Source organism: Pseudomonas sp. YuFO20 (assembly GCF_035064975.1).
Lineage (GTDB): Bacteria > Pseudomonadota > Gammaproteobacteria > Pseudomonadales > Pseudomonadaceae > Aquipseudomonas > Aquipseudomonas putida_AE.
The window spans coordinates 88,908-110,567 of sequence record NZ_JAXDEO010000013.1 but is presented as its reverse complement, the minus strand read 5'-3'; the positions used below and the strand labels follow the sequence as shown (position 1 = coordinate 110,567).

General features: G+C 55.3%; 19 protein-coding genes and 1 pseudogene. 11 read left to right on the top strand and 9 right to left on the bottom strand.

Going from position 1 to position 21,660, the window contains the following annotated elements:
* Nucleotides 1-49 precede the first annotated feature (49 nt).
* The 6 genes from SOP85_RS09810 to SOP85_RS09785 all read left to right on the top strand — a co-directional run bounded on the left by SOP85_RS09810 (nucleotide 50) and on the right by SOP85_RS09785 (nucleotide 6,691).
* The gene (locus SOP85_RS09810; protein WP_323626804.1) at nucleotides 50-502 is read left to right on the top strand and encodes a hypothetical protein; all 453 of its coding nucleotides are present in this window, start codon (nucleotides 50-52) and stop codon (nucleotides 500-502) included.
* Between the two features lie 17 nt (nucleotides 503-519).
* Nucleotides 520-888, top strand: a complete 369-nt coding sequence (locus SOP85_RS09805) for a PH domain-containing protein (protein ID WP_323626803.1) — start codon at nucleotides 520-522, stop codon at nucleotides 886-888.
* Nucleotides 889-1,358: 470 nt separating this feature from the next.
* Nucleotides 1,359-3,305, top strand: coding sequence for a flavin monoamine oxidase family protein (locus tag SOP85_RS09800; RefSeq protein WP_323626802.1), 1,947 nt, complete (start codon nucleotides 1,359-1,361; stop codon nucleotides 3,303-3,305).
* A gap of 203 nt (nucleotides 3,306-3,508) precedes the next feature.
* On the top strand, nucleotides 3,509-4,396 hold the full coding sequence (locus SOP85_RS09795) for a nitrilase family protein (RefSeq protein WP_323626801.1): 888 nt from the start codon (nucleotides 3,509-3,511) through the stop codon (nucleotides 4,394-4,396).
* A 17-nt stretch (nucleotides 4,397-4,413) separates the two neighbouring features.
* On the top strand, nucleotides 4,414-5,613 hold the full coding sequence (locus tag SOP85_RS09790) for a hypothetical protein (protein ID WP_323626800.1): 1,200 nt from the start codon (nucleotides 4,414-4,416) through the stop codon (nucleotides 5,611-5,613).
* A gap of 76 nt (nucleotides 5,614-5,689) precedes the next feature.
* Nucleotides 5,690-6,691 (top strand): asparaginase, encoded by a 1,002-nt coding sequence (locus SOP85_RS09785; protein ID WP_323626799.1) that lies wholly within the window; start codon nucleotides 5,690-5,692, stop codon nucleotides 6,689-6,691.
* A gap of 114 nt (nucleotides 6,692-6,805) precedes the next feature.
* On the opposite strand, the gene SOP85_RS09780 is transcribed toward SOP85_RS09785, so the two are convergent.
* Genes SOP85_RS09780 through SOP85_RS09765 form a run of 4 tightly spaced genes read right to left on the bottom strand, consistent with a single transcriptional unit; the run spans nucleotide 6,806 to nucleotide 11,932 of the window.
* Nucleotides 6,806-7,021: a formate dehydrogenase subunit delta gene (locus tag SOP85_RS09780; protein ID WP_248687421.1), complete on the bottom strand. Its 216-nt coding sequence runs from the start codon at nucleotides 7,019-7,021 to the stop codon at nucleotides 6,806-6,808.
* On the bottom strand, nucleotides 7,018-9,900 hold the full coding sequence (gene fdhF, locus SOP85_RS09775; RefSeq protein WP_323626798.1) for a formate dehydrogenase subunit alpha: 2,883 nt from the start codon (nucleotides 9,898-9,900) through the stop codon (nucleotides 7,018-7,020). The genes SOP85_RS09780 and fdhF overlap by 4 nt, the downstream gene beginning before the upstream one ends.
* Entirely contained in the window at nucleotides 9,897-11,456 is a 1,560-nt protein-coding gene (locus tag SOP85_RS09770) for a formate dehydrogenase beta subunit (RefSeq protein ID WP_323626797.1), read from the bottom strand. The genes fdhF and SOP85_RS09770 overlap by 4 nt, the downstream gene beginning before the upstream one ends.
* Nucleotides 11,456-11,932, bottom strand: a complete 477-nt coding sequence (locus SOP85_RS09765; protein ID WP_274073882.1) for a formate dehydrogenase subunit gamma — start codon at nucleotides 11,930-11,932, stop codon at nucleotides 11,456-11,458. The genes SOP85_RS09770 and SOP85_RS09765 overlap by 1 nt, the downstream gene beginning before the upstream one ends.
* A 902-nt stretch (nucleotides 11,933-12,834) precedes the next feature.
* Between SOP85_RS09765 and SOP85_RS09760 the strand changes: the two genes are divergently transcribed.
* On the top strand, nucleotides 12,835-13,746 hold the full coding sequence (locus SOP85_RS09760; RefSeq protein ID WP_323626814.1) for an Abi family protein: 912 nt from the start codon (nucleotides 12,835-12,837) through the stop codon (nucleotides 13,744-13,746).
* A gap of 303 nt (nucleotides 13,747-14,049) precedes the next feature.
* On the opposite strand, the gene SOP85_RS09755 is transcribed toward SOP85_RS09760, so the two are convergent.
* A complete protein-coding gene (locus SOP85_RS09755; RefSeq protein WP_046820408.1) occupies nucleotides 14,050-14,361 on the bottom strand; it encodes a DUF3077 domain-containing protein in 312 nt (103 codons plus the stop codon).
* A gap of 661 nt (nucleotides 14,362-15,022) precedes the next feature.
* Between SOP85_RS09755 and SOP85_RS09750 the strand changes: the two genes are divergently transcribed.
* From SOP85_RS09750 to SOP85_RS09740, 3 genes and pseudogenes are all read left to right on the top strand, one after another.
* Nucleotides 15,023-16,435 (top strand): PAAR domain-containing protein, encoded by a 1,413-nt coding sequence (locus SOP85_RS09750; RefSeq protein ID WP_323626796.1) that lies wholly within the window; start codon nucleotides 15,023-15,025, stop codon nucleotides 16,433-16,435.
* On the top strand, nucleotides 16,432-16,815 hold the full coding sequence (locus tag SOP85_RS09745; protein ID WP_046820406.1) for a hypothetical protein: 384 nt from the start codon (nucleotides 16,432-16,434) through the stop codon (nucleotides 16,813-16,815). The genes SOP85_RS09750 and SOP85_RS09745 overlap by 4 nt, the downstream gene beginning before the upstream one ends.
* Before the next feature lie 248 nt (nucleotides 16,816-17,063).
* Nucleotides 17,064-17,174, top strand: a pseudogene (locus SOP85_RS09740) (transposase domain-containing protein); the annotation flags it as partial.
* Nucleotides 17,175-17,204: 30 nt separating this feature from the next.
* Here SOP85_RS09740 and SOP85_RS09735 read toward each other — a convergent pair.
* The 4 genes from SOP85_RS09735 to SOP85_RS09720 form a co-directional block, all read right to left on the bottom strand.
* Nucleotides 17,205-17,351, bottom strand: a complete 147-nt coding sequence (locus SOP85_RS09735) for a hypothetical protein (RefSeq protein ID WP_323626795.1) — start codon at nucleotides 17,349-17,351, stop codon at nucleotides 17,205-17,207.
* A 121-nt stretch (nucleotides 17,352-17,472) separates the two neighbouring features.
* On the bottom strand, nucleotides 17,473-18,147 hold the full coding sequence (locus tag SOP85_RS09730; RefSeq protein ID WP_323626794.1) for a hypothetical protein: 675 nt from the start codon (nucleotides 18,145-18,147) through the stop codon (nucleotides 17,473-17,475).
* The gene (locus SOP85_RS09725) at nucleotides 18,135-18,992 is read right to left on the bottom strand and encodes a hypothetical protein (protein ID WP_323626793.1); all 858 of its coding nucleotides are present in this window, start codon (nucleotides 18,990-18,992) and stop codon (nucleotides 18,135-18,137) included. Before SOP85_RS09725 ends, SOP85_RS09730 begins: the two co-directional genes overlap by 13 nt.
* A gap of 128 nt (nucleotides 18,993-19,120) precedes the next feature.
* Nucleotides 19,121-19,450, bottom strand: coding sequence for a hypothetical protein (locus SOP85_RS09720; protein WP_323626792.1), 330 nt, complete (start codon nucleotides 19,448-19,450; stop codon nucleotides 19,121-19,123).
* A gap of 402 nt (nucleotides 19,451-19,852) precedes the next feature.
* Between SOP85_RS09720 and SOP85_RS09715 the strand changes: the two genes are divergently transcribed.
* The gene (locus SOP85_RS09715; RefSeq protein ID WP_323626791.1) at nucleotides 19,853-21,394 is read left to right on the top strand and encodes an RNA-directed DNA polymerase; all 1,542 of its coding nucleotides are present in this window, start codon (nucleotides 19,853-19,855) and stop codon (nucleotides 21,392-21,394) included.
* The last annotated feature ends 266 nt before the right edge of the window (nucleotides 21,395-21,660 follow it).

Here is a 21,660-nt window from a genome sequence, read left to right as displayed (position 1 = left end):
AGTGAGTCATTCATGCTATATGCAGGCATTCGCGAAGAAGAGGGTAAACATGAACAGAATCATCCTGCCAGCGCTGGTTATCCTGCTGACCGCGCAATCCCCGGCGTACGCCATCAACGACAAATACCGCAAGCAACTCGAGCAATCCGGCTGCACCCAGGTCAGCGAGACCCAGGGCTGCGATATCCACAAGAGCAAAGCGGAAAACGCCAAGGCCGGCTTCACCAACCCCGCCACGGACAGCGCGACGACCCAGACCCCGTATGCCGGCCAGTGGGTGGCCAAAAGCGATGCAGGCGCGACAGTCGCCACCATCCGCATCGATGCCAAGGAGCAGGTCTGGGTGAACGGCAAACGGGTCGACGCCAAACGCACCGAGGGCACCCTGCAATTTCACCAGGGCAAGCTCACCTTCACCATTCAGGGCGATCGACGGCTGACGGGCGAGGATTACTGGACCGACAGTGATGCCGGGACCAAGGGGCCGATCGAGATCGAGTAATCAGAGAGGAGCGGTAAATGATTGATTTCAACAACAAGGGATTCTTCAAGCTCAAGCAGAACGACGAATACGCCGAACGGGTAGCCGATCTTTTGCTCGACGGGGAACAGGTCATCGACTCGTACAAATCCATGCGCGACGGCGTGGTCTTCACCAACAAACGCATCATCGCGGTGAACGTGCAGGGCATCACCGGCAGCAAAAAAGACTTCACCTCGTTGCCGTACAAAAACATCGTGGCGTATTCGGTGGAAACGTCGGGGACGTTTGATCTGGATTCTGAGCTGGAGATTTATTTTTCATCGTTGGGGAGAGTGAAATTCGAATTCACCGGCAGGACGTCGATGGTGGCAATTTCCAAACTGATTTCTCAGCATCTGTTTTGAGCTGGCTCCAACACTCATGAACGACGCGGACCCCTGTGGGAGCGAGCTTGCTCGCGATGGCGTCAGTTCGGTCGGCATCCCTGTTGAATCTACCGGCCTTTTCGCGGGCAAGCCCGCTCCCACAGTGGCCATGGTCGCACCCGGAATAAGGTACGCATCTAAATCCCCTGTGGGTACGAGCCTGCATCTGCCTTGAGCTGGCTGCAATACACGTGAACGACGCGGACCCTGTGGGAGCGGGCTTGCCCGCGAAGGCGTCGGCAAATACAGCAATGATTTGACTGACACACCGCTTTCGCGAGCAGGCTCGCTCCCACAGAGGATTGTGGTGAATTTGAGGTGTCTTCATTTCCTACAAAAAAAACAGAAAGCGGAGCGCCTCAGCGCCCCACTTGGCTCATTTATGTTGCGCGTTCAAATCTTCAAGGTCGTCCCTGCAAACAACATCAGTACTATCAGGGAAGATCAAAATGACTATAGGTTCAAGCTACAACTACCCTTCATTCGCAGCCACGCAAACCACTCGAGCAAAACGCTCGACTGACAACAAATGGGCTGCCCGCTTTCCCAATCCACCCGACTTGTGCTTCGACTATCGATCGCTGGTTGAACAGGCAAACGGAATAGCCAAGACCACTACTCCGGATCACCGAATTTGTATCATCGGCGCAGGGGTGACCGGGCTGACGGCCGCCCGAGAACTGTATCGCTGCGGCTTTACCAATATCACCCTCATAGAACAGTCCCGGCGCATAGGGGGCAGGCACTTAACCATCCCAGGAAGCCGTAACTCCACGGAAAGTCATACACCCTTTGAAATGGGGGCAATGCGCATGCCCTTTTTCAATCGCGCAGACGAGCCACCCACAGATGGCAGATCACTGATGGCTTATTACGCCAAGGCGTTTGACCTGTCGATTTCAGACTTCGCCAATCCCGGAAGCCAGTGGGTCCGCTCGACCGGTATTTACCTCAGAGAGGGCAGCATGGGGAACAGCGGTACACCGGAGATGTTGATCTGGAAAAATGCCGATGGCCTCACCCCACCTCCTGGCGAGGAACTGCAGAAGGTCTATGCAAAGTGGAAGGATTTCGCCGATCGCATGACAAAACATGTTGCGGAAAACTTCGCGAGTCCGAAATGGGAAAGCATGTGGGCTGCGATCGTAAACAAGTACGAGAGCGTTTCATTTCGCGATCTGGTCAGTATGCCGGCCCTGACAACCTGGGATGAACGCTCCCCCGGGGAATTTGGCGGAATGGGAATGTCCGCGGAAGAATCCGCAATTTTCTATGCGATAGGTATCGGTGACGGAAGCTGGGGGGCTTTTTATGACGTCTGCAGCCTTTACCCACTGCGAACTGCCATTTTTGGGTTCAGCAGTCAGTTGCAACTAATTCACGGTCGGGTAGACGCTAATGGTGACCCACTGGCCTCGCCGTACCTCCAGAAACAAGCCGTTTTTGACTCCGCAGGATTGAATTTCGACGCCCCGCGCTACATCGGACTCGCCGCTTTGGACGAATGCCTGATGTTTCTGAAAACCGCCGAAACGGGAAAGTCCGTTTATGAACACAGCATCGAAAGAAGCGATGGCCTCTTTACGGACTCGTCCGTTACTAAACTGGAAAAACTGACTAACCAGAAGATACGCGTCTATTTCAGCTGGAAACACAGTCGCCCCGAGCATACCGAGGAACGCTTCGAAGACTTTGATTCGGTCATCATGACCCTCCCGTCCTGGTTAATCGAGACTCGAATCGAACTGAAAAACTTCACTCAGGAAATGCTGCCATTCGAGACAATCAACGCCTACAAAACGGCCCACTGGGAAACCAGCTGCAAAGTCTATGCACCGCTGAAAAAGTCATTTCTTTCGAAAAACCACAAAATCCCACAAACCATCGTCACCGACAGCTTTATCCACGATGTCTACACCCACCGCTACAACGATACCTACAGCTATGACTGCATCCTCTTGAGTTATACCTGGGAGGATGACGCAACGAAGCTCGCCTCATTCACTGACAAAGAGCTGGTTGCCAAGTGCGTCAAAGAGCTGGATCGAATTCTCATGAGTTCCACCAATATTCAGGAGAAAATCTCTCCTTACATCGGTATTGATCAGGCGGTGGTTCAACGCTGGATAACGGACAAAAACGCCTTGGGTTGTGCAAAGCTCTACCGACCCGGTACCTATTACGACGCCGTAAGCCTGATGAAGTACAACAGGGACTTCGGCCGTTCATCAGGCCTGTATTTTTCTGGCGAGTCATTTTCAGTCGATGCGGGCTGGACGGAGCCTTGCTTTCGAGCGGCTGTTGATGCGGCTATTCACATCTGCGACAAAACTGCGGCAACGTTCAATGGCGGCTTTTCCATGAGTGACTATCCCCACTACCAACTCAAAACCTGATCCTCGCATCAGAGCCATGCAGGTCTGGCATGGCTCTGCTTTCCCTCCTGACCAGTCGAACGTACAAAAAACACCTCGCTCATACATCTTCGGACAAAGGCTACAGCATTGCAGGAAGCGTCTGACTTACACCAGCTGGCATTTCGACTCTCATAAACACGCAATTAAACAGCGTGAAAAACAATAAAAAGAGGTCACCCGAAATGAGCGAGCCAACAAGCCCTGTGCGTGTAGCAGTCGTGCAATTCGATCCACAAGTCGGCATCGAAAATTGCGATGCAAACCTGTGTCGTAGCCTGGAATTGGCGCTGGAGGCGGTCACCGGCGGTGCGAACCTTATTGTGCTGCCTGAGCTATGCAGCACCGGTTATTTCTTCAGCAATCGGCAGGATGCTTTTGAACATGCGCAGTTGATACCCGGCGGGCCAAGCGCGCAACTCTGGATCGACTTTGCCTCCAAACACAGCGTCTACATCGTGGCCGGCCTGGCCGAGCGCGACGGCATGCGGCTCTTCAACACCTCAATACTTGTTGGCCCTGACGGTTTCATCGGCAAGTATCGAAAAGCCCATTTGTGGAATCTGGAGAAACTCTGGTTCACACCGGGCGATCTTGGTTTTCCGGTTTTTGATACGCCCATTGGCCGCATCGGGATGTTGATTTGCTGGGACATCTGGTTCCCGGAGGTACCGCGCATCCTGAGTCAGCAAGGCGCCGACATCATTTGCAGCGTCAATAACTGGGTCTGGACGCCTCCGCCGCTGTTCGATGAAGCCGGCAAGTGCATGGCGTCGTACCTGACGATGACGGCGGCACACGTCAACAATGTGTTTATCGCCGCTGCCAGCCGGATTGGTGAGGAGCGAGGTGCCCGCTACCTCGGATGCTCGCTGATTGCCGGGACCAATGGCTGGCCGATTGGCGCCGTAGCATCGGCAGACCAGCAGGAAATCCTGTTTGCCGATATCGACCTGACCAGCTCCCGCAGCGCCCTCATCTGGAACAACCTGAACGATCTGCACCGTGATCGTCGAGCCGATCTCTACGATCAAATGCTCGGCTACACACAACACCCATGTCTCCCACGTTGATAAGGGGGACCTGACTCATGGAAACCACAACCGATAAAAACCGGTTTGCCCACAGATCGCCATTCGATGTGGCGGTCATCCTGCTGATGATCGGCGCGATACTGCTGATTATCTGGCTTTCACTCACCAATCGTTCGTTCTGGTCTGCCCATTGGCCGAGTTACAGCGACATGGTGTCGAGCCTTCCCCAGCCGAGTGCCTGGTTACGTTGGCTGCTCGGCGACATCAGCGAGGTGGCGTTCTACAAACACGAGTTCGCATCGATCGGACTGTTGGCGGGGGCCTATCTCGCCTACTGGGCGAATCGAACGGGGAGAACCTGGCAAGGCTTCAGCATTTCTTATGGCACCGGGCTATGGCCGTGGCTGATCACCAGTTCGCTGCTCGGGCTGCTGCTGAGTAACGTGCTGTGGGGTTGGACGGTGACCGCCACCAGTTGGCAGCCGACATTTGCCGCGTTCGTTTCGCTGCCAGCGGCGATGGTGCTGATGTTTGGCGGTGGCTGGAAGGTCACGATCAACGGCGCGATCATGGGCGCCGTACTCGTCACGCCCCTGTGCCTGCTGATCGTCAATTACCTGTGTAACCCGTTGGGGTTGCCGGCGGTGATCGGCAATGTCCTGGGCATGGCGGTCGCCAGCGTCGTGGCTTTTCTGCTGTGCCGCTACCGGCCCAGCCTGATGAAGTCCGAACAATCCGCGACACCACCCTCCAAGCTTCCCGCGCCCGTCACCAAGGCGCCCGACTACGGGGTTGTCTGGAGCCTGCGCCGGGTCCTGGCAGACTTTTCCGAAGCACCGTTCTTCGGCAATGAACTGGCCAGCCTCGGCTTGTTATTCGGGGTATTGCTCGCCTACAGCATGAACCCGATGAGCCCGGCGTACGGTTCAGGTCTGCTGCTGCACATCATCGCTGCACAGGCGCTGACCTCGGCCATCGGGGTGGTGATCTGGCGTCGGCAATGGATGTTGCGCGGCTGGTACCCCACTTACGTGCCTCTGGTGTCGGTGGTGCCCGCGGCGATTCTGACCCATGGCGGCAGTTGGCTGGTGATCGGTTCGAGTGCATTGCTGGGGGCATTGATCGCACCGCCCCTGGCCTGTGCGATTGCCAAGCGATTGCCGGCCGACATGCATGCCTACATCGGCAATGTCCTGTCCATGGCGATCAGCACGTTGCTGATCGTGCCGCTGATCGGCGTCCTTATCGCGGGGTAAATGCCACCGACCTTTGGGCTGTACCCCATCCTTAACCGGGTACAGCCACCTCTCTTCCGAACACATGAGGTATCACATGGAACTGCCCAAACTCGCCATCGCGGCACTCGGCGGCACGGTGAGCATGCAAGCCAGGAATGCCGGCGAAGGCGTTATCCCGACCGTCAGCGGCGAGACTCAACTGGCGTCCGTACCGCATTTGGCGACGTTTGCCCGGGTGACCGTTGAAACCCTTGGACTGCTGCCCAGCGCTTCATTGGATTTCGGATTTTTACTGACTGTATTGTCGTGGGCGCAACTTCAAGTCAAGCAAGGCGCCGTGGGTGTCGTGTTGACCCAAGGCACCGACACACTCGAAGAAACGGCGGCGTTTTTCGATTACCTTTGGCCCCACGACGCACCACTGGTGCTGACCGGTGCGATGCGCTCGGCAGCACAGCCAGGGGCCGAGGGACCGGCGAATCTGCTGGATGCATGTCACGTCGCCCTGGCCAGGACCAGCCGAAAGCGTGGTGTTCAGGTCGTGATGAACGGGGAGATTCATCAAGCGAGCAGCGTGCGTAAAACTGATTCGATGGCGTTGCAGGCGTTTACCTCTCCGGTCGTGGGGCCTGCAGGCCTGATAATGGAAGACCGCGTTCACTACCTGCGCGCGCCGGTTCAGCGTAGGGTTTTGCCCCTGCCGCACCAGACAACACAGAAGGTTGCGATGTTCGAGGCATCCCTCTCGGCTGACACGCTGATTCTGGAAAACATCCTTGCGCTCGGTTATGACGGGCTGGTGATCGCCGGTTTCGGCGCCGGACATGTCTCGCAGAGCTGGGCGACGGTGATTGAGCACATCGCCGAAAGAATTCCGGTCATCGTCGCGACCCGCACCGGTTCCGGCTCTACCGCACAAGCCAGTTATGGTTTTCACGGCGGAGAGATGGATCTGATTCGCAAGGGTGCATCGATGGCGGGATTTCTATGTCCGCGTAAAGCCAGGATCTTGCTTTGGCTGTTGCTTGGCTGTCAGCGGCAACATGAGTTGTCGCTCTACCTGAAAAGTGAAAGCCCATTTAAAATTGATACATAACCCTGTAGGAGCCGGCTTGCTGGCGATGACGGACATCCAGACGACACACATGTCGCCTGACGAACCGCGATCGCCAGCAAGCCGGCTCCTACAGGAATTGCGTTTCTCCAGTCGCTACCAACCTGCGCCACTCACCGCCTCTTGCACCAACGGATGCAAATCCGCCCCCTGATGCTCCGTCTGCCAGGCCAGCAATTCCTTGCGCATGCTCGGCGCCCAGAACATCTGCAGGTGATTGCGCACGCTGAGCACCGCCTGTTGCTGGTCCGGTTGGCTGGCGAAGTACTGGGCGATCTGGTTGGCCATCTTGATCAGGTTTTCAGTGCTCATCGGCGCACCTCCGCCTTATCACCACGGGCGTGGCGGCGATCCTTGAGCAAGCGGTCCTGTTCCTCGCTGAACTCCTGGAAGCGCTTTTGCCACTCCGAAGGGTGATACACGCGGCTGACTTCCACCGCCGTGACCTTGTACTCCGGACAGTTGGTGGCCCAGTCGGAGTTGTCGGTGGTGATCACGTTGGCGCCTGATTCAGGGAAGTGGAAGGTGGTGTACACCACGCCCGGCGCGACCCGTTCAGTGATCCGCGCGCGCAGCACGGTCTGCCCGGCACGGCTGCCGATGCCGACCCAGTCACCTTCATTGATACCACGGCTTTCGGCGTCAGTCGGGTGGATTTCCAGGCGGTCTTCATCGTGCCAGGCGACGTTCTCGGTACGCCGGGTTTGCGCGCCGACGTTGTACTGGCTGAGGATGCGCCCGGTGGTCAGCAGCAGCGGATAACGCGTGTTGACCTTCTCCTCGGTCGGCACATAGCCGGTGAGCATGAAGCGCCCCTTGCCCCGCACGAACTGCTCGATGTGCATGGTCGGTGTGCCGTCCGGTGCCTCGGCGTTGCACGGCCATTGCAGGCTGCCGTGGCGGTCCAGTTCGGCGTAGCTGACGTTGGTGAAGGTCGGCGTCAGGCTGGCGATTTCATCCATGATTTCCGATGGGTGTTTGTAGTTCATCGGATAACCCAGGGCGTTGGCCAGCGCCACCGTGCCTTCCCAGTCAGCCTTGCCGCCCAGAGGGTCCATGACCTTGCGCACCCGCGAGATGCGCCGTTCGGCGTTGGTAAAAGTACCGTCCTTCTCCAGGAACGAACTGCCCGGCAAAAATACATGGGCGAACTTGGCGGTTTCGTTGAGGAAAATATCCTGTACCACCACGCACTCCATGGCCGACAGCGCCGCAGTGACGTGCTGGGTATTCGGATCGCTCTGGGCGATGTCCTCGCCCTGGCAATACAGGCCCTTGAAACTGCCGGCCAGGGCCGACTCGAACATGTTGGGAATACGCAGGCCCGGGTCGGGTTGCAGAGTGACGTTCCACGCCTGTTCGAACTGCGCCCGCACCACCTCGTTGGAGATGTGCCGATAGCCAGGCAACTCGTGGGGGAACGAGCCCATGTCGCAGGAGCCCTGAACGTTGTTCTGTCCCCGCAGCGGGTTCACGCCCACGCCTTCGCGGCCGATGTTACCGGTGGCCATGGCCAGGTTGGCGATGCCCATGACGGCGGTGCTGCCTTGGCTGTGCTCGGTGACACCCAGGCCATAGTAAATCGCCGCATTGCCGCCAGTGGCATACAGGCGCGCGGCGGCACGAATGTCGGCAGCGGGCACGCCGCAGATCGCGCCAAGCACTTCCGGCGAGTTTTCCGGCCGGCTGACAAACTCACTCCAGTTGGCGAAATCGCCGCCCTCGCAACGGGCGTCGATAAAGGCCTGGTTGAGCAGCCCTTCGGTGACGATCACATGGGCCAGGGCGTTGAGCATGGCGACGTTGGTGCCGGGGCGCAGCGCCAGGTGATATTCAGCGCGGGCATGCACCGAGTCCACCAGATCGATGCGGCGTGGGTCAATGACGATCAGCCGCGCACCTTCACGCAGACGGCGCTTGAGCTGGGAAGCGAACACCGGGTGCGCGTCGCTGGGGTTGGCGCCCATCACCAGGATCACGTCGGCCTGCATCACCGAGTCGAAGCTCTGGGTGCCGGCGGACTCGCCAAGGGTTTGCTTCAAGCCATAACCGGTCGGCGAGTGGCAGACCCGCGCACAGGTGTCGACGTTGTTGTTGCCGAACGCGGCGCGCACCAGTTTTTGCACCAGGTAGGTTTCTTCGTTGGTGCAGCGGCTGGAGGTGATCCCGCCAATGGAATCGCGACCATATTTCTGCTGCAACCGGCGGAATTCGCTGGCGGCGTAGGTCACCGCCTCATCCCAGCTCACTTCCTGCCAAGGGTCGTTGATGTGCTTACGGATCATCGGTTTGGTGATTCGATCCGGGTGGGTGGCGTAGCCCCAGGCAAAGCGCCCCTTGACGCAGGAGTGGCCGTGGTTGGCCTGGCCGTTCTTGTCCGGAACCATGCGCACCAGCTGGTCGCCTTTCATCTCGGCGCGGAACGAGCAACCCACGCCGCAATAGGCGCAGGTGGTGATCACACTGCGCTCGGGCTGGCCCAGTTCGACCACGCTTTTTTCCATCAGCGTCGCAGTAGGGCAGGCTTGCACACAGGCGCCGCAAGACACGCATTCCGAGTCGAGGAAGTTATCACCACCGGCCGCCCCCACCCGGGATTCAAAACCGCGCCCTGTAATGGTCAGGGCAAAGGTGCCCTGGGTTTCCTCGCAGGCGCGCACGCAGCGGTTGCAGACGATGCACTTGCTCGGGTCGTAGTCGAAGTAGGGGTTGGAGGTGTCCTTCACATCGGCCAGATGGTTGTCGCCTTCATAGCCGTAACGCACCTCCCGCAGGCCGACCTGACCGGCCACGGTTTGCAGCTCGCAGTTGCCGTTGGCCGAGCAGGTCAGGCAGTCCAGCGGGTGATCGGAGATGTACAGCTCCATGACATTGCGGCGCAGGGTCGCGAGCTTCGGCGTCTGGGTGTGCACGCTCATGCCTTCAGTAACCGGCGTGGTGCAGGACGCCGGATAACCGCGCATACCGTCGATCTCCACCAGGCACATGCGGCAGGAACCGAAGGCTTCCAGGCTGTCGGTGGCACAGAGTTTCGGAATGGTGGTGCCCAGCAGCGCAGCGGCGCGCATCACCGAGGTGCCTTCGGGCACGCTGATGCTGCGACCGTCGATGTTCAAGGTGACCTGCACCTGGCTGTCGCGGGCAGGCGTACCCAGGTCAATGTCTGTGTTCGGGTCGAAGAGAGTGATCATTGCTCGGCCTCCGAGGGCAACAAGCCGAAGTCGGCGGGGAAGTGCTTGAGGGCGCTGGCGACCGGAAAGGACACCATGCCGCCCAACGCACACAGCGAACCGTATTGCAGGGTGTCGCACAGGTCCTTGAGGATGATCACCTGCTCATCGCGACCGCTCGGGTCTTGCGCGGCCAGCAAGCGGTCGATCACCTCCACGCCCCGGGTCGAGCCGATGCGGCACGGCGTGCATTTGCCACAGGATTCCTCGGCGCAGAACTCCATGGCGAAGCGCGCCATGTGAGCCATGTCCAGCGTGTCGTCCGCCACCACCACGCCGCCGTGACCGAGCATCGCGCCGATGCCAGCAAAGGCCTCGTAATCCAGCGGCGTGTCGAATTGCGACGGCGGCACCCAGGCGCCGAGCGGGCCACCCACCTGCGCAGCTTTCAGCGGCCGACCACTGGCGGTGCCTCCGCCGTAGACTTCCACCAGTTCGCGCAGGGTCAGGCCAAAGGCCCGCTCCACCAGCCCGCCGCGACGCACATTGCCTGCCAACTGGAAGGGCATGGTGCCCAGGGAACGGCCCATGCCGTAATCGCGATAGAACTGCGCGCCCTTGGCCAGAATCAGCGGCACCGAGGCCAGGGTCAGCACGTTGTGCACCAGGGTCGGCTGGCCGAACAAGCCCTTCAAGGCAGGGATCGGCGGCTTGGCGCGGACGATCCCGCGCTTGCCTTCGAGGGAGTCCAGCAGCGCGGTTTCTTCACCGCAGATGTAGGCACCGGCACCGACCCGCACTTCCATATCGAAGGCCTGACCGCTGCCGCCGACATTGGCGCCGAGGTAACCATTCTTCCGGGCAATCTCCAGCGCGTTGCGCAGGATGGCCACGGCATCCGGGTATTCCGAGCGCGCATAGATGTAGCCGTAGGTGGCGCCGACGCACAGGCCGGCAATGGCCATGCCTTCGATCAGCAGGAAGGGGTCGCCTTCCATCAGCATGCGATCGGCAAAGGTGCCGGAGTCGCCTTCGTCGGCGTTGCACACAATGTACTTTTGCGCCGCTTCGGTCGCGCGCACCGTGCGCCATTTGATCCCGGCGGGGAAGGCCGCGCCGCCACGGCCACGCAGGCCGGAGTCGAACACTTCAGTCGCAGTCCGTTCGCCACCGAGGATGACGGCTCTTTTCAAACCCTCGAAACCGCCATGATCCAGGTAATCGTCGATGTACAGCGGCTGTGTGATGCCGGCGCGGGCAAACAGCAGGCGTTGTTGAGTCTTCAGATAGGGCAACTCTTCCACCAGACCCAGGGCCAAAGGATGAGCAGACGGCTCGCCTTTCAGGGCTTCGAGCACTGACGGTACATCGTCTGCAGTCAGTGGGCCGAAGCCGAAACGACCTTGCGGCGTGTCCACTTCCAGCAATGGTTCCAGCCAGTACAGGCCACGCGAGCTGGTGCGGTTTATCACCAGCGGCACGACGCGCCCCCGGCCATGGATGATAAGGGCCTCCACAACCTCTTCGGCACCCACGGCACGGGCTACCGAATCACGAGACACATAGAAAGCGGGCATTATGCGTCCTCCCGGCAAGCATCGAGCAATGCATCGAGACGCTCGGCACTCAGCCGCGCATGCACCCGGCCATCCAGCTCCAGCGCCGGCGAACAGGCGCAAGCGCCCAGGCAATACACCGGCCGCAAACTGATGCTGCCATCGGCGCTGCTGCCGTGATCGTCCAGTTGCAACCGCTCGCGCAACTGCGCGGCCAACTGCTCGGCACCACGACTCTTGCACGACTCGGCCCGGCACAGCCGCAGGATATGCCGCGCGGGCGGCGCGGTACGGAAATCGTGGTAAAAACTGATCACCCCACGAACCTCGGCCTGGCTCTGGTTCAGCGCATGGGCAATCTCGGGAACGGCGGCATCGGGGATGTACCCAATGCGCTCCTGAATATCATGAAGAATGGGCAACAGTGCACCCGCAGAGCCCTTGTGGCGCTCCAGCAGGCTGTTGACCAAAGACAAGTGCAACTCAACATCAGGCATTCAGCAATCCTCACGGTCACGGACAAACCAGAAGGTCGTCGGTCGTCCGAAAGTGTCGGCTGCGGCACTCACACCACGTCACGGCATCGTGGCAATTTCAGGCCGTTGGCCAGGGCACCCTGAGCGGGCATCTTGTTGTGCCCGGCACGGTCTTCGCCGCGCCTCTACTGGGCATAAAGGGCAGCTTGCCACGCCGCTGTTGATCGCATTGCACCAAAGCGACGTACTCGGTTCTGCCTACGACTATCCATTAAGTCTAGATGAGTGGTGCACGGGGCGTTCACGCACTGGCCTAATGCCCAAAGGGCCTGTCGATGGCTGATATATAGCAAGCATTGCAGGGGAGAAGAAGTATCAGAACCGTAGGTATTTTCAGGGAGCAGATGCGTTGATCCACTACGCTGTCCTTTGTAGGAGCGAGCTTGCTCGCGAATAACGCAAGGTATCCACTTTCCTTGTTGAATGCCCCCGCTTGGAGGTCGACGCAGAAGTCCGAGCCCGCGTCAGCACTTCATAGCATCATCAAACAGCGCCTCAATCATCGCCTTCAAAAAATCAGCAGCCCCCTGCTTTTTCGCAATGGCCTGACAACAACCGCAGTGCTCTGTTCAGGCCGCTGTAAGAGGTGGATGTAACCTGTAACAAACCGCCGAATCACGAATGAACCCTGACGTTTGCCGCGTTTAATGTGATGTCGACATTGACATTGACATTGACATTGACATTGACATAGTCATTAGGCTACGGCAGCATGGATCCCAATCGCGCCCGATCCTCTGGTGCTGGTTCAGTCCGGCATTACGTTCGGGCCTTCTTGTTTATGGAACATGGACGTTGCCTAATCCAGCCCCTCCGAAGCCTTTCCTTACGTATCCAGACATGGTTGCGCTCCTGACCAGCAAATCGATGACCCGTCACGTGCAGAACGCAAACTCGCGCAGCTAGGGTATTACCGCCTCAGCGGATTCTGGTACCCGGCGCGGGAATTCAAAATGAACGGCCTTCAGCAAGAAGTCTGCCCGGTCGCGGGCAAGCCTCTTCGTCTGGACACTTTCCAAGCGGCCACCTCTTTCGATGCGATCGTAGACCTTTACCAGTTCGATAAACGATTGCGAATGCTCATGCTGGATGCGGTCGAGCGCCTGGAGGTCCACCTCAAGACCATAACGGCTCACGAGGTTGGGTATCACGACCCGATGGCCTACACCAATGTGAAATTCATTCTGTACAAATGGACCCAGCCATACACGGACAGCCGTGGTAAAGCGCGGAACAAGTGGACAGAGTGGAGTCTGAAACAGCAGTCGCATATTGCGCGGAGCAAGGAAGACTGCATTCAGTGGCACTTGCGAGCCGGTAAGTCCATTCCTGTTTGGGTCGCCGTGGAAGCTTGGGACTTCGGGGATCTTTCGGAGTTCTTCGAGCTGCTCACCAGCAAATATCAGAATCTAATACTCGCACGCCTCGGTTTGAACAACGCCAAGATGCTCAGCCGGTGGATGCAGCAGATCAGCCATTTGCGCAACCGCTGTGCTCACCATACCCGCATCTGGAATCAGGCTTCGGGTAACCCGTTATCGGTCCCCTTGGAGCCGTATTTCCAGGTATTGGGGCTGGATCAGCATGCGCTGAAGCGGCTGTACGGGTTAATTGCGGTCACATGGTTTCTACTACAGAAGATCGCCCCCGCTTCGACCTGGATCAACGACGTTGCGGATCTGATCGATCGCAAGCCTGCTATGCCCGGCTGCACTTTCAAAGCGATGGGGTTTCCAGATGAAACTGGCTTTCCTCGAAAACTGTTCGGGATCTAACTGGCATCGATACAAATCCCGAAACTCGGGGGGGGGCTATTACCCTCTCTTTTAGTCCCGCCCACCCCTTCAAGTCTAAACATACAAGCTAGCCCTGCTGGCGATAGCGCCAGCCCAACCGCCCTCAATGCTGAGATGCACCGCAAACCCGCTCACACACCAGGTCCAACCAATGCCTCCCACTGACCACAACCCCTGTGGGAGCGGGCTTGCCCGCGATAGCGCCAGCTCAGCCAACACAAATGCTGAATCAGCTACCACCATCGCAAACAACCCACCACCCACAACCCACAGGCCCAAACACTAAGCCTCAGCATTCTCTCCCGCCTTCTTGGACACCGGCACACAAACCCGATCCCGCGTTAGCACCTTCACCGCATCATCCACCAACGCCTTACTCATCGAAGTCAGATAATGCGCAGCCCAGGCATGGCGGTCGGTGTCTCTGGCGTAGGCAGCATCTTCAGTGAGCGTCTTGGCCAGGAACAGAAAATCGGAGGCCATGGACAATGCATCGCCGAGAGGAACGCCGCGAGTGACGTGGAACAGTGGTTGATCCGCGCAGTAGATCGCGGGTGTCAGGCCGATGGTCTTGAGTTCGGGTTGTTCGCTCATTGGCCACCTCCGAGGAGGGAGAGGCAATGGGGGAGGGCGTTACGCGATTGGGGATTGCGTAGAGGGGAAAGCCAAATTTCAAACGGATTTGTCTTGGTCATGGTCAACATCCTTGATTTGAGGAGCTGCCACGAGCCTTCTCACGGGCTTGGGTGACAGCCGTGCGCGGGGTGAGAAACCGGCAATCAAGGCAACCGGTAGACCCGAAGGTCTCCCACGCACAGCCGCCATAAAGCCATATCGCAGACGAAAAAAAACGCCACGACAGGTTTTGGGGCGCTTTGCGCCTTGATTGTTTCGGGCTCTCACACCCGGTCGCTGAATTGGCAGCGACAGCGGAAGGGTATCGTGCAGTCACAACTGGTGCAACCATCAATCGAGCAGTACATGACCTGCCGCCGAGAAGATGGTGGGGCGAAGGGCGTTTCGTTTTGAATTTCCCTTTTTTAGGAACCAGGCACGAACGGGTATTTGCCTTATCTCCATTGTTGTCGCCTTTTTCCGCCTACTTTGTGGGATTTTTCCTGATTTTCTAGGCCATCTTGAGTTTCCTCTCTGTCCGCGTATTTTGCGCTAAGCCGCTCATCCCGAGCCGGCTTAGCGATCGTTAACAGTGGCGCGCTTTCCATCATTGGGGAGCCCTTAGAGAGGGAGATCAGCAATGGCCAAAGGACATTTCATTCGCCTGGGTGACGAGACCACTTGCGGCGGAAAGGTTTTAGAAGCCGACACACGTGTCATGATGTTTGGTATTGCCCATGCGCGTGAAGGTGACCGCGTTTCCTGCGGAAAAAACGACGAAACCTACAAGATCGTGGGAGGCGTCTCCTACATTAACAGTCATGGCAGGATCGTGGCGGGCTCGCTGGACAGCTACAGCACCTGCCCGTGCAGAGCCAGGTTGATCCCGTCGGTTTTCACCGCCAGTTATGAGTCGAGCCACAGTGCTGCGCCCCAGGCCACAAGGGCCGCGTCCCAACCGACCACACCTCTCGCCGGCAATTCGGCAGCGCCACGATCAACCGGTTTCGCGTCCGCGTCGAGCACACCCAAGCCAGTGTCCTCGGGAAGTGCAGCCGCCCAGGAACCGGGCTTCTACATCGTGCCCAAAAGCACCACCCGCGAAGAGCTGGAAGCCTCCTTGTTCACCCTGCGTGACCCGGCGGTTATGGGTAAATTCAAGCTACTCAACCCGTACTTGCGCGACGTCAAGGCCGGTTCGATGATCGTGCTGAGCGACCCCAAAAATTACCAATGCACCCGTGAAGAAGCCCTGCTCATGGATGTAGCGGCCAGGACCAACCAAATACTAGAAACGCTCAGCCCGGAAGAAGCGGACTTCATGGTGCAACACCGTGATGCCATTCAGACCTTCCTGGGACATGGCTCGACCGCAATCGGCGTTGGTGCGAGTGTACTCAAAAACAATCTGGATAACGTCAGCGACACCCTGAAAAAAATCGAAGCGTTGCATCAGCATTCATTTCTGCGCGATGGCCACCTGAACTCACCGACGTTTCTGGCAGAGCGCCAAAAACTGCTCGCTCAACTCGATATCCACATGACGAGTCTGACGCGCAAAGGTATCGGTTTCCCCGACCATCCCAATTTGAATCGTGCAATGTTCCTTTCGCCTCCCACTCTAGTTCATCGATGGACTGACGCTGGCGGCGTGGGGCGGATACCGGGATATGCCACTCATCTGGAGGGTGTGGCCAGGGCTTCCAAGTACCTCAAATACGGTGGCTGGGTTGGCACTGCGGTCGGTGGAGGGGCGTCGGCCCTGAAGGTGCAGGATGTGTGTTCGGTGGGAAAAACCGAAGCATGCGAACGAATCAGGTTCACGGAAACGGGGAGTTTTGCTGGGGGGATCGCTGGTGGTGCCATGGCAGGTGCATTACTAACTACTTCTGCAGTTGGCGGGCTTTGCATTGGGCTGGGGGTAGCGACAGCAGGTGTCGGTCTCCTGGCGTGCAGTGTCATCGCGGTTGGCATTGGTTCTTTTGCTGGCGGCACGCTTGGTGAGATGGGTGGCGAAATAATCGGCGAACTTGTTTATGAGAATTTGAAATGACTACTGCGGAACTGGTTGTCGGCAGTTCGTGTGGAGTTGTGCTCATCAGCATGTTTGTCTGGCTCGCAGTTGCGCTATATCTTGGCTACACAAAAACCGATGTGTTGCTGAATTCTTTCAAAAACAGTTCTTCAGCCATAACCCTTTCCACACGCATATACAAGGGCCCTTGGGGAAAGCTCCAGTTAGTGGGTTCAGCATGCAGCGTCCTTACATTCCCCCGCTTTTTTGTAAAACACGGTATCGCCGGTGCTGAAGATATAGAAAGCTTTCCCGTTTCACTCAGGCGCAAGCTCATCGTGCTTATGTGGAGTGCTGTAGGACTATTTACCTCCTTAGCGTTACTCGTGACGTTGTGGAAATCAGGAGTGCTCAAGTGATGTGACTGTGGATTTATGTTGTTGTGTGGTCGGAAGGTGGATGGCTTAAGGCTAGCCAGTTTCGCGATGGTGGAGCCAACGCTAAGGAATCAAGTTATCGAGCGCAAGTAATTCGGCAGGCCTTGGAGAGTAATTAGTTAAAATTTATAGTCGTAGGGGGTGCGAAAAGGTGACGTGCAAAAAGGTGACAGATTTATTTCCTTGAAAATAAATCTGTCACCTTTTTCACTAGTCACCTTTTTCACTAAGAGCCCTATGCGTGGCTGCGCCACGCACTTGAACGCCTGCCGCAGGCAACCTCGGTTGAAGATTACGAAGCCTTGCTGCCTTGGAACTGCTCGCCCGCATCGCCTCTCTAAGCGTGCCGCCTATTTTTGAATAGGTGGGGTTCATGGAGCGCTAACAAAGCACCGGGTCAAACACCGCACCTTGATGTCCAGTTCGACCAGAGCGGCGACGTCGTCGATGGATTTTCGGAAGTCGACGGGCTTGGAGTAGAGATAGACTTTTTCGACTTTTGCGTCGGGACGCATCATGAGCTGCTGGCTCCGGAAAGGAATCGGGAGCACAGCATCGGGGATCAGGTGGTGACTTTAATGTGGGGTTTATGGAGCGCTTACTTTTATAGTGCTGTTAGTGCACGATGAATTTTTGTTGCTATTTCGTCGCTTCCGAAAAGCCTTCTCCTAAAATGGGGGTTTCATTAGTGAGAAATTTGGCTGCAACATAGTATGGTAATACGTGGCTTAAAAAGAATTTGAATGAGCTCCATGTTGAAGTTATGAAAAGTAAAGCACTTGCGAACGCTATGGCAATGTTTCCAATATCAAATCTAAAACTAAGCCAGCTGCATACAAAAACGGTTATCAATATTTCTGCGAAGTTCTGGCGTCGACGTAAGATTTTTGAGTTTTCAGATAGTTTTGAAGAGGATTCTTTTTCAATATATTTTAAAGCGGTTTCATCTCCCTTATTTATAGTCCGAAATTTTTCCACTAGCTTTACAAGGTGTGTATCAAGCGAGTGAGATAGGCAGAATAGATAAAACATGAATTCAGTGAGTGCTCTGACTCCCGTAGTGATGACATAAACAAAAATCAACGATGAAATAATGATTATTATGCTCATGTCAGGGAGTACGCCATTTTTTATATCGAACAGGCTACTTATTGGTACCCCACTCAAACCTTTGAATAGCGATGTTTCCTTCATGTCGTAATAAACATATATGGAGCACAAATATAGTGCCCAGCACAAAATATTGGATAAGGAGAATTTATATTCAAACTCGTCTAAAAAGCGTTGCTTGCAGTATTCAATTAATTGTTCCATTGTGTTAGTCCAATAAAGAAAATATCACCTGCTGTCGCATCAAATGCGCCACCTTCGTAAATTGGGCATCCGACAAATTTAAGGTGTTCTGGGCTGCCGAGATAGTTCTTTATGTTTAGGAAGGATGCCTCGTCGGCGAAATGTAATTTTATTGATTTCCCATTGCTGATATTGGTTACAGTTCCGTTTTTATTTTTATGGTCTAGCTCGTGAACGACTACTTCGAATGAGAGTGGTTCACCAAGGTTTCGCTTGGAAACTACAGCGTGAAAATTTTGGCTATTGATTTTGTTGAAAGAAAATTTTGTCGTCGAGGTTTCGGGCGTTATTTCTAATTCAATCGTGCTTTTTCCCGCGCCTGGGGAACGAATTATCCCTAGTATCTGATCGATTTCTTTGTTAATGGCGCGGTCGCCATAGGGATTTAATGAAGGCTTGAAAGTTTCATATCCAAGTGGCTCATAAATTCCAGCTGTTATTTGTTGGGATCTTATCGACGCTTGTTCGGCTAGAGTGCCAGCATTTACCAAACTAGCCTGTTTTGATTTCTCAATAGCTGGGCTTATTGCGTTTATCATCCGGCTCAAGGTTTGCCTGATTTTTGGGCTGTCATTGATAAAATCTATAACAAACCCACCTTCTTGAGGTGCCTGTGACCAAAGAGCCGTCTCGACGTAATCCTCTTTGGACATACGAGCATTTTTCCAGACCTGCCCATATTTGGTGTCTAGGTATGCTCGATCAACTGCGGCTTGAAGGTGGTGCAGACTTTTACCAAGAGTACGTAGAGTCACACGATGTTGTTTTGTGATTTCACCGTCAAAATGGATCAGAATTTTACTCATCATTCATCCGTGGAGTAATGGCTAATTGCCGCTCAGCGTGTCCCATTTTTCTTTCAGTTACAAGTCAATGTGCGCCATCCGGCGCGGTCCATGAATACGGGGTTCGCCTCTTCGGGCAGTCTCATTACTCACTGAATTTCTTTCAAGTAGTCCATAAGCGCAATGAGCGGAGTATCAAGCTGCTCCATTGTCAGCGCATTACTAAAATCAGCGAACAGCCTATGCAGCTCGCGCCCCAGCAGCGTTTTAGCACCGCCTACTGCGCCCAGCGCCAACCCAACACACTCACCCACCTTCACCTGAATCCCCTCAACATCCCCCCGCCGCACCAGCAACTCAAACACATCCCGCTGGTAATCGCCCATGACCAGATCGTCACGCAAAATCGGGCTTGAATCTTCCGATTCGTAAGCCAGTTTGAGGGAGAAGAGGGCGACGGTTTCCAGGTGCAATTCCATGGAGGGAATCCTTGTGAAATGTTCCGCGGACGTGGCCCGCGTGGAAGAGAAGCAAGATCAAGAGATCGCAGCCTTCGGCAGCTCCTACACAGGTCGGTGGGGTGTCAGGCACATTATCGCGGGCGAAAAAAAAGGCCTTGCTAAGCAAGGCCTTTCTTAATTTTGGTGCCCGAGGGAGACTCGTGCGTTCCATATAATTCGTGCCTTGTAGCGAGATTGTACAATTAGGGATACAGGTAGGGATACAGGGTTTGCTTTGGTGCGGATACGTTTTTGCTTTTGCTCCGACTATCTCCAAAGCCTTCCCAAGCGAAGTGTTGTCCTACCAAGGCCTATCCGGCAGGTTCCCCCGGTGGTAATTTCATGTTGCCACCATTGGCCAAAAACACTCGGGGATCATTCATGCTAGAAGCGCTGTTAGAAAAGGGATTTTTACCTCGAGAATTACCACCTTTGTTTTCCTCAGCAACCTTAGGTTACGTTGGACGATTTACGGGGCAACTGCCCGAAAATTTGACGAAGGTTCAAGCCGTTTGGACGCAGCCGATGCATCATAATTTGTCGAGAGTAGGTGGGCTTCGTCGGCGTCTCACCATCCCAAATCCGTCAAATTACTTTCGACTCGCTAATGTTTTTGCCACACACAACGCTCAGCTGGCAACAGAATGGGCGAAATCACCGTTCTCTCATACTCGCCCTCAGTATGACCCTCAAGGGTTGAGAGCAATTGCGTCCAGTGCCTCGGATCGAGCTATCGCACGTGCAATTACTCGTGTCGGAGCCAGATATATTCTGCGAGCAGATATATCGCAATTTTACTCATCTATTTACACACATACGATTCCATGGGCTTTACACACTAAGGCAATTGCAAAAGCACGCCCCCGAGATCTTACTCTCTGTGGGAATGTTATAGATAAAGAGTTGCAGGCATGTCAGTCGGGTCAGACTAAAGGGATTGCGATAGGGCCAGATACCTCACTTGGCATTGCTGAGTTATTGCTTAGCTCGATCGACGCGAAATTAGTCTCTGAATGTAAAATTGTTGGTGGTGTTAGGTTTATTGATGATATTGAGTTGTCTTTTTCGACATTGTCCGATGCTGAGAATGCACTAATTATGCTGGAGGCGCAGCTGTATGAGCGGGAGCTCCAGCTTAATGGTAATAAAACGGCTATTTTTGAATTGCCTAGTGAGCTTGAATCAATTTATGTTAGTAAGTTAAGGCCAATGATTCCGGCGTATCATGGTGCGTCGTCATTTGAGTGGATTGACTATTTTAATAGCGCATTCGGGCTTGCTCGTCAAAATCCGACTGAAGGGGTCCTTCGATATAGTATCGCGGCTCTTAAAAGTGTGACGGCAGCAGATGGGCAGTGGGAGTTGGCCCAAAGTCTTTTATGGCAATGCATTGCGTTAGACCCAGGATGTTTGCGTATTGTTCTTGATGTCTTGCTTCTGAATATGGAACACGGTGGGCATGCCCTCGACAAAAATATTGCTTCTCGGGCAATTAACGCGTTAGTTCAAGCTAGTGCTCCAGTTGGTCATGGTAGCGAAGTTGTATGGAGCGTATGGGCATGTATGTTATTAGGAATAGCCTTAAGTGATGTATCCCAAACTGTTATTTCCCGTATGGATGATGGTTGTGTAGCTACTGCTTCAATGCGTGCGCGAGAGGTGGGAGTTTTCGATCCTGGATTCACGTCTCTATTGTGGGAGGGATGGCTAGTTGATGATTGCTTTGAGCAGGATCATTGGCTGTTTGCATATGAGTGCTATCGTCGCGACTGGCTTCCACATCTAGTAAATGCCTCAAATATTATCGCTGATCCCGTCGCAAAATTATTTAAGAACCTCGATGTCACATTTTTGGATATAGATGCTCCGCATACCTATAAGCCAAAAGCCGCTGTGATTGGAGACGAGGATGGTGGTTATTGATTCCTTACAGGTTCTGATAAATATAGCGCTGGGGACCCTGCACACTTTAGAAATACACGGGGTCGGAAACCCGCGGGGTCCTGTTAGTGGTAGTCGCCCCAGCTTACTGAAATTTCAACCTTGAAATTGAAACGATTTTGAAGAAAAACGAAGATCGTTACCGCATCGGTAACGGTAGCCTGAGATCATCCATTTGATAATGCATGCAGTTCACCGGGCTAACCTGCTCACTAAGTTGGGAGTTTTTCCGCTAACAAGGTTCTGCG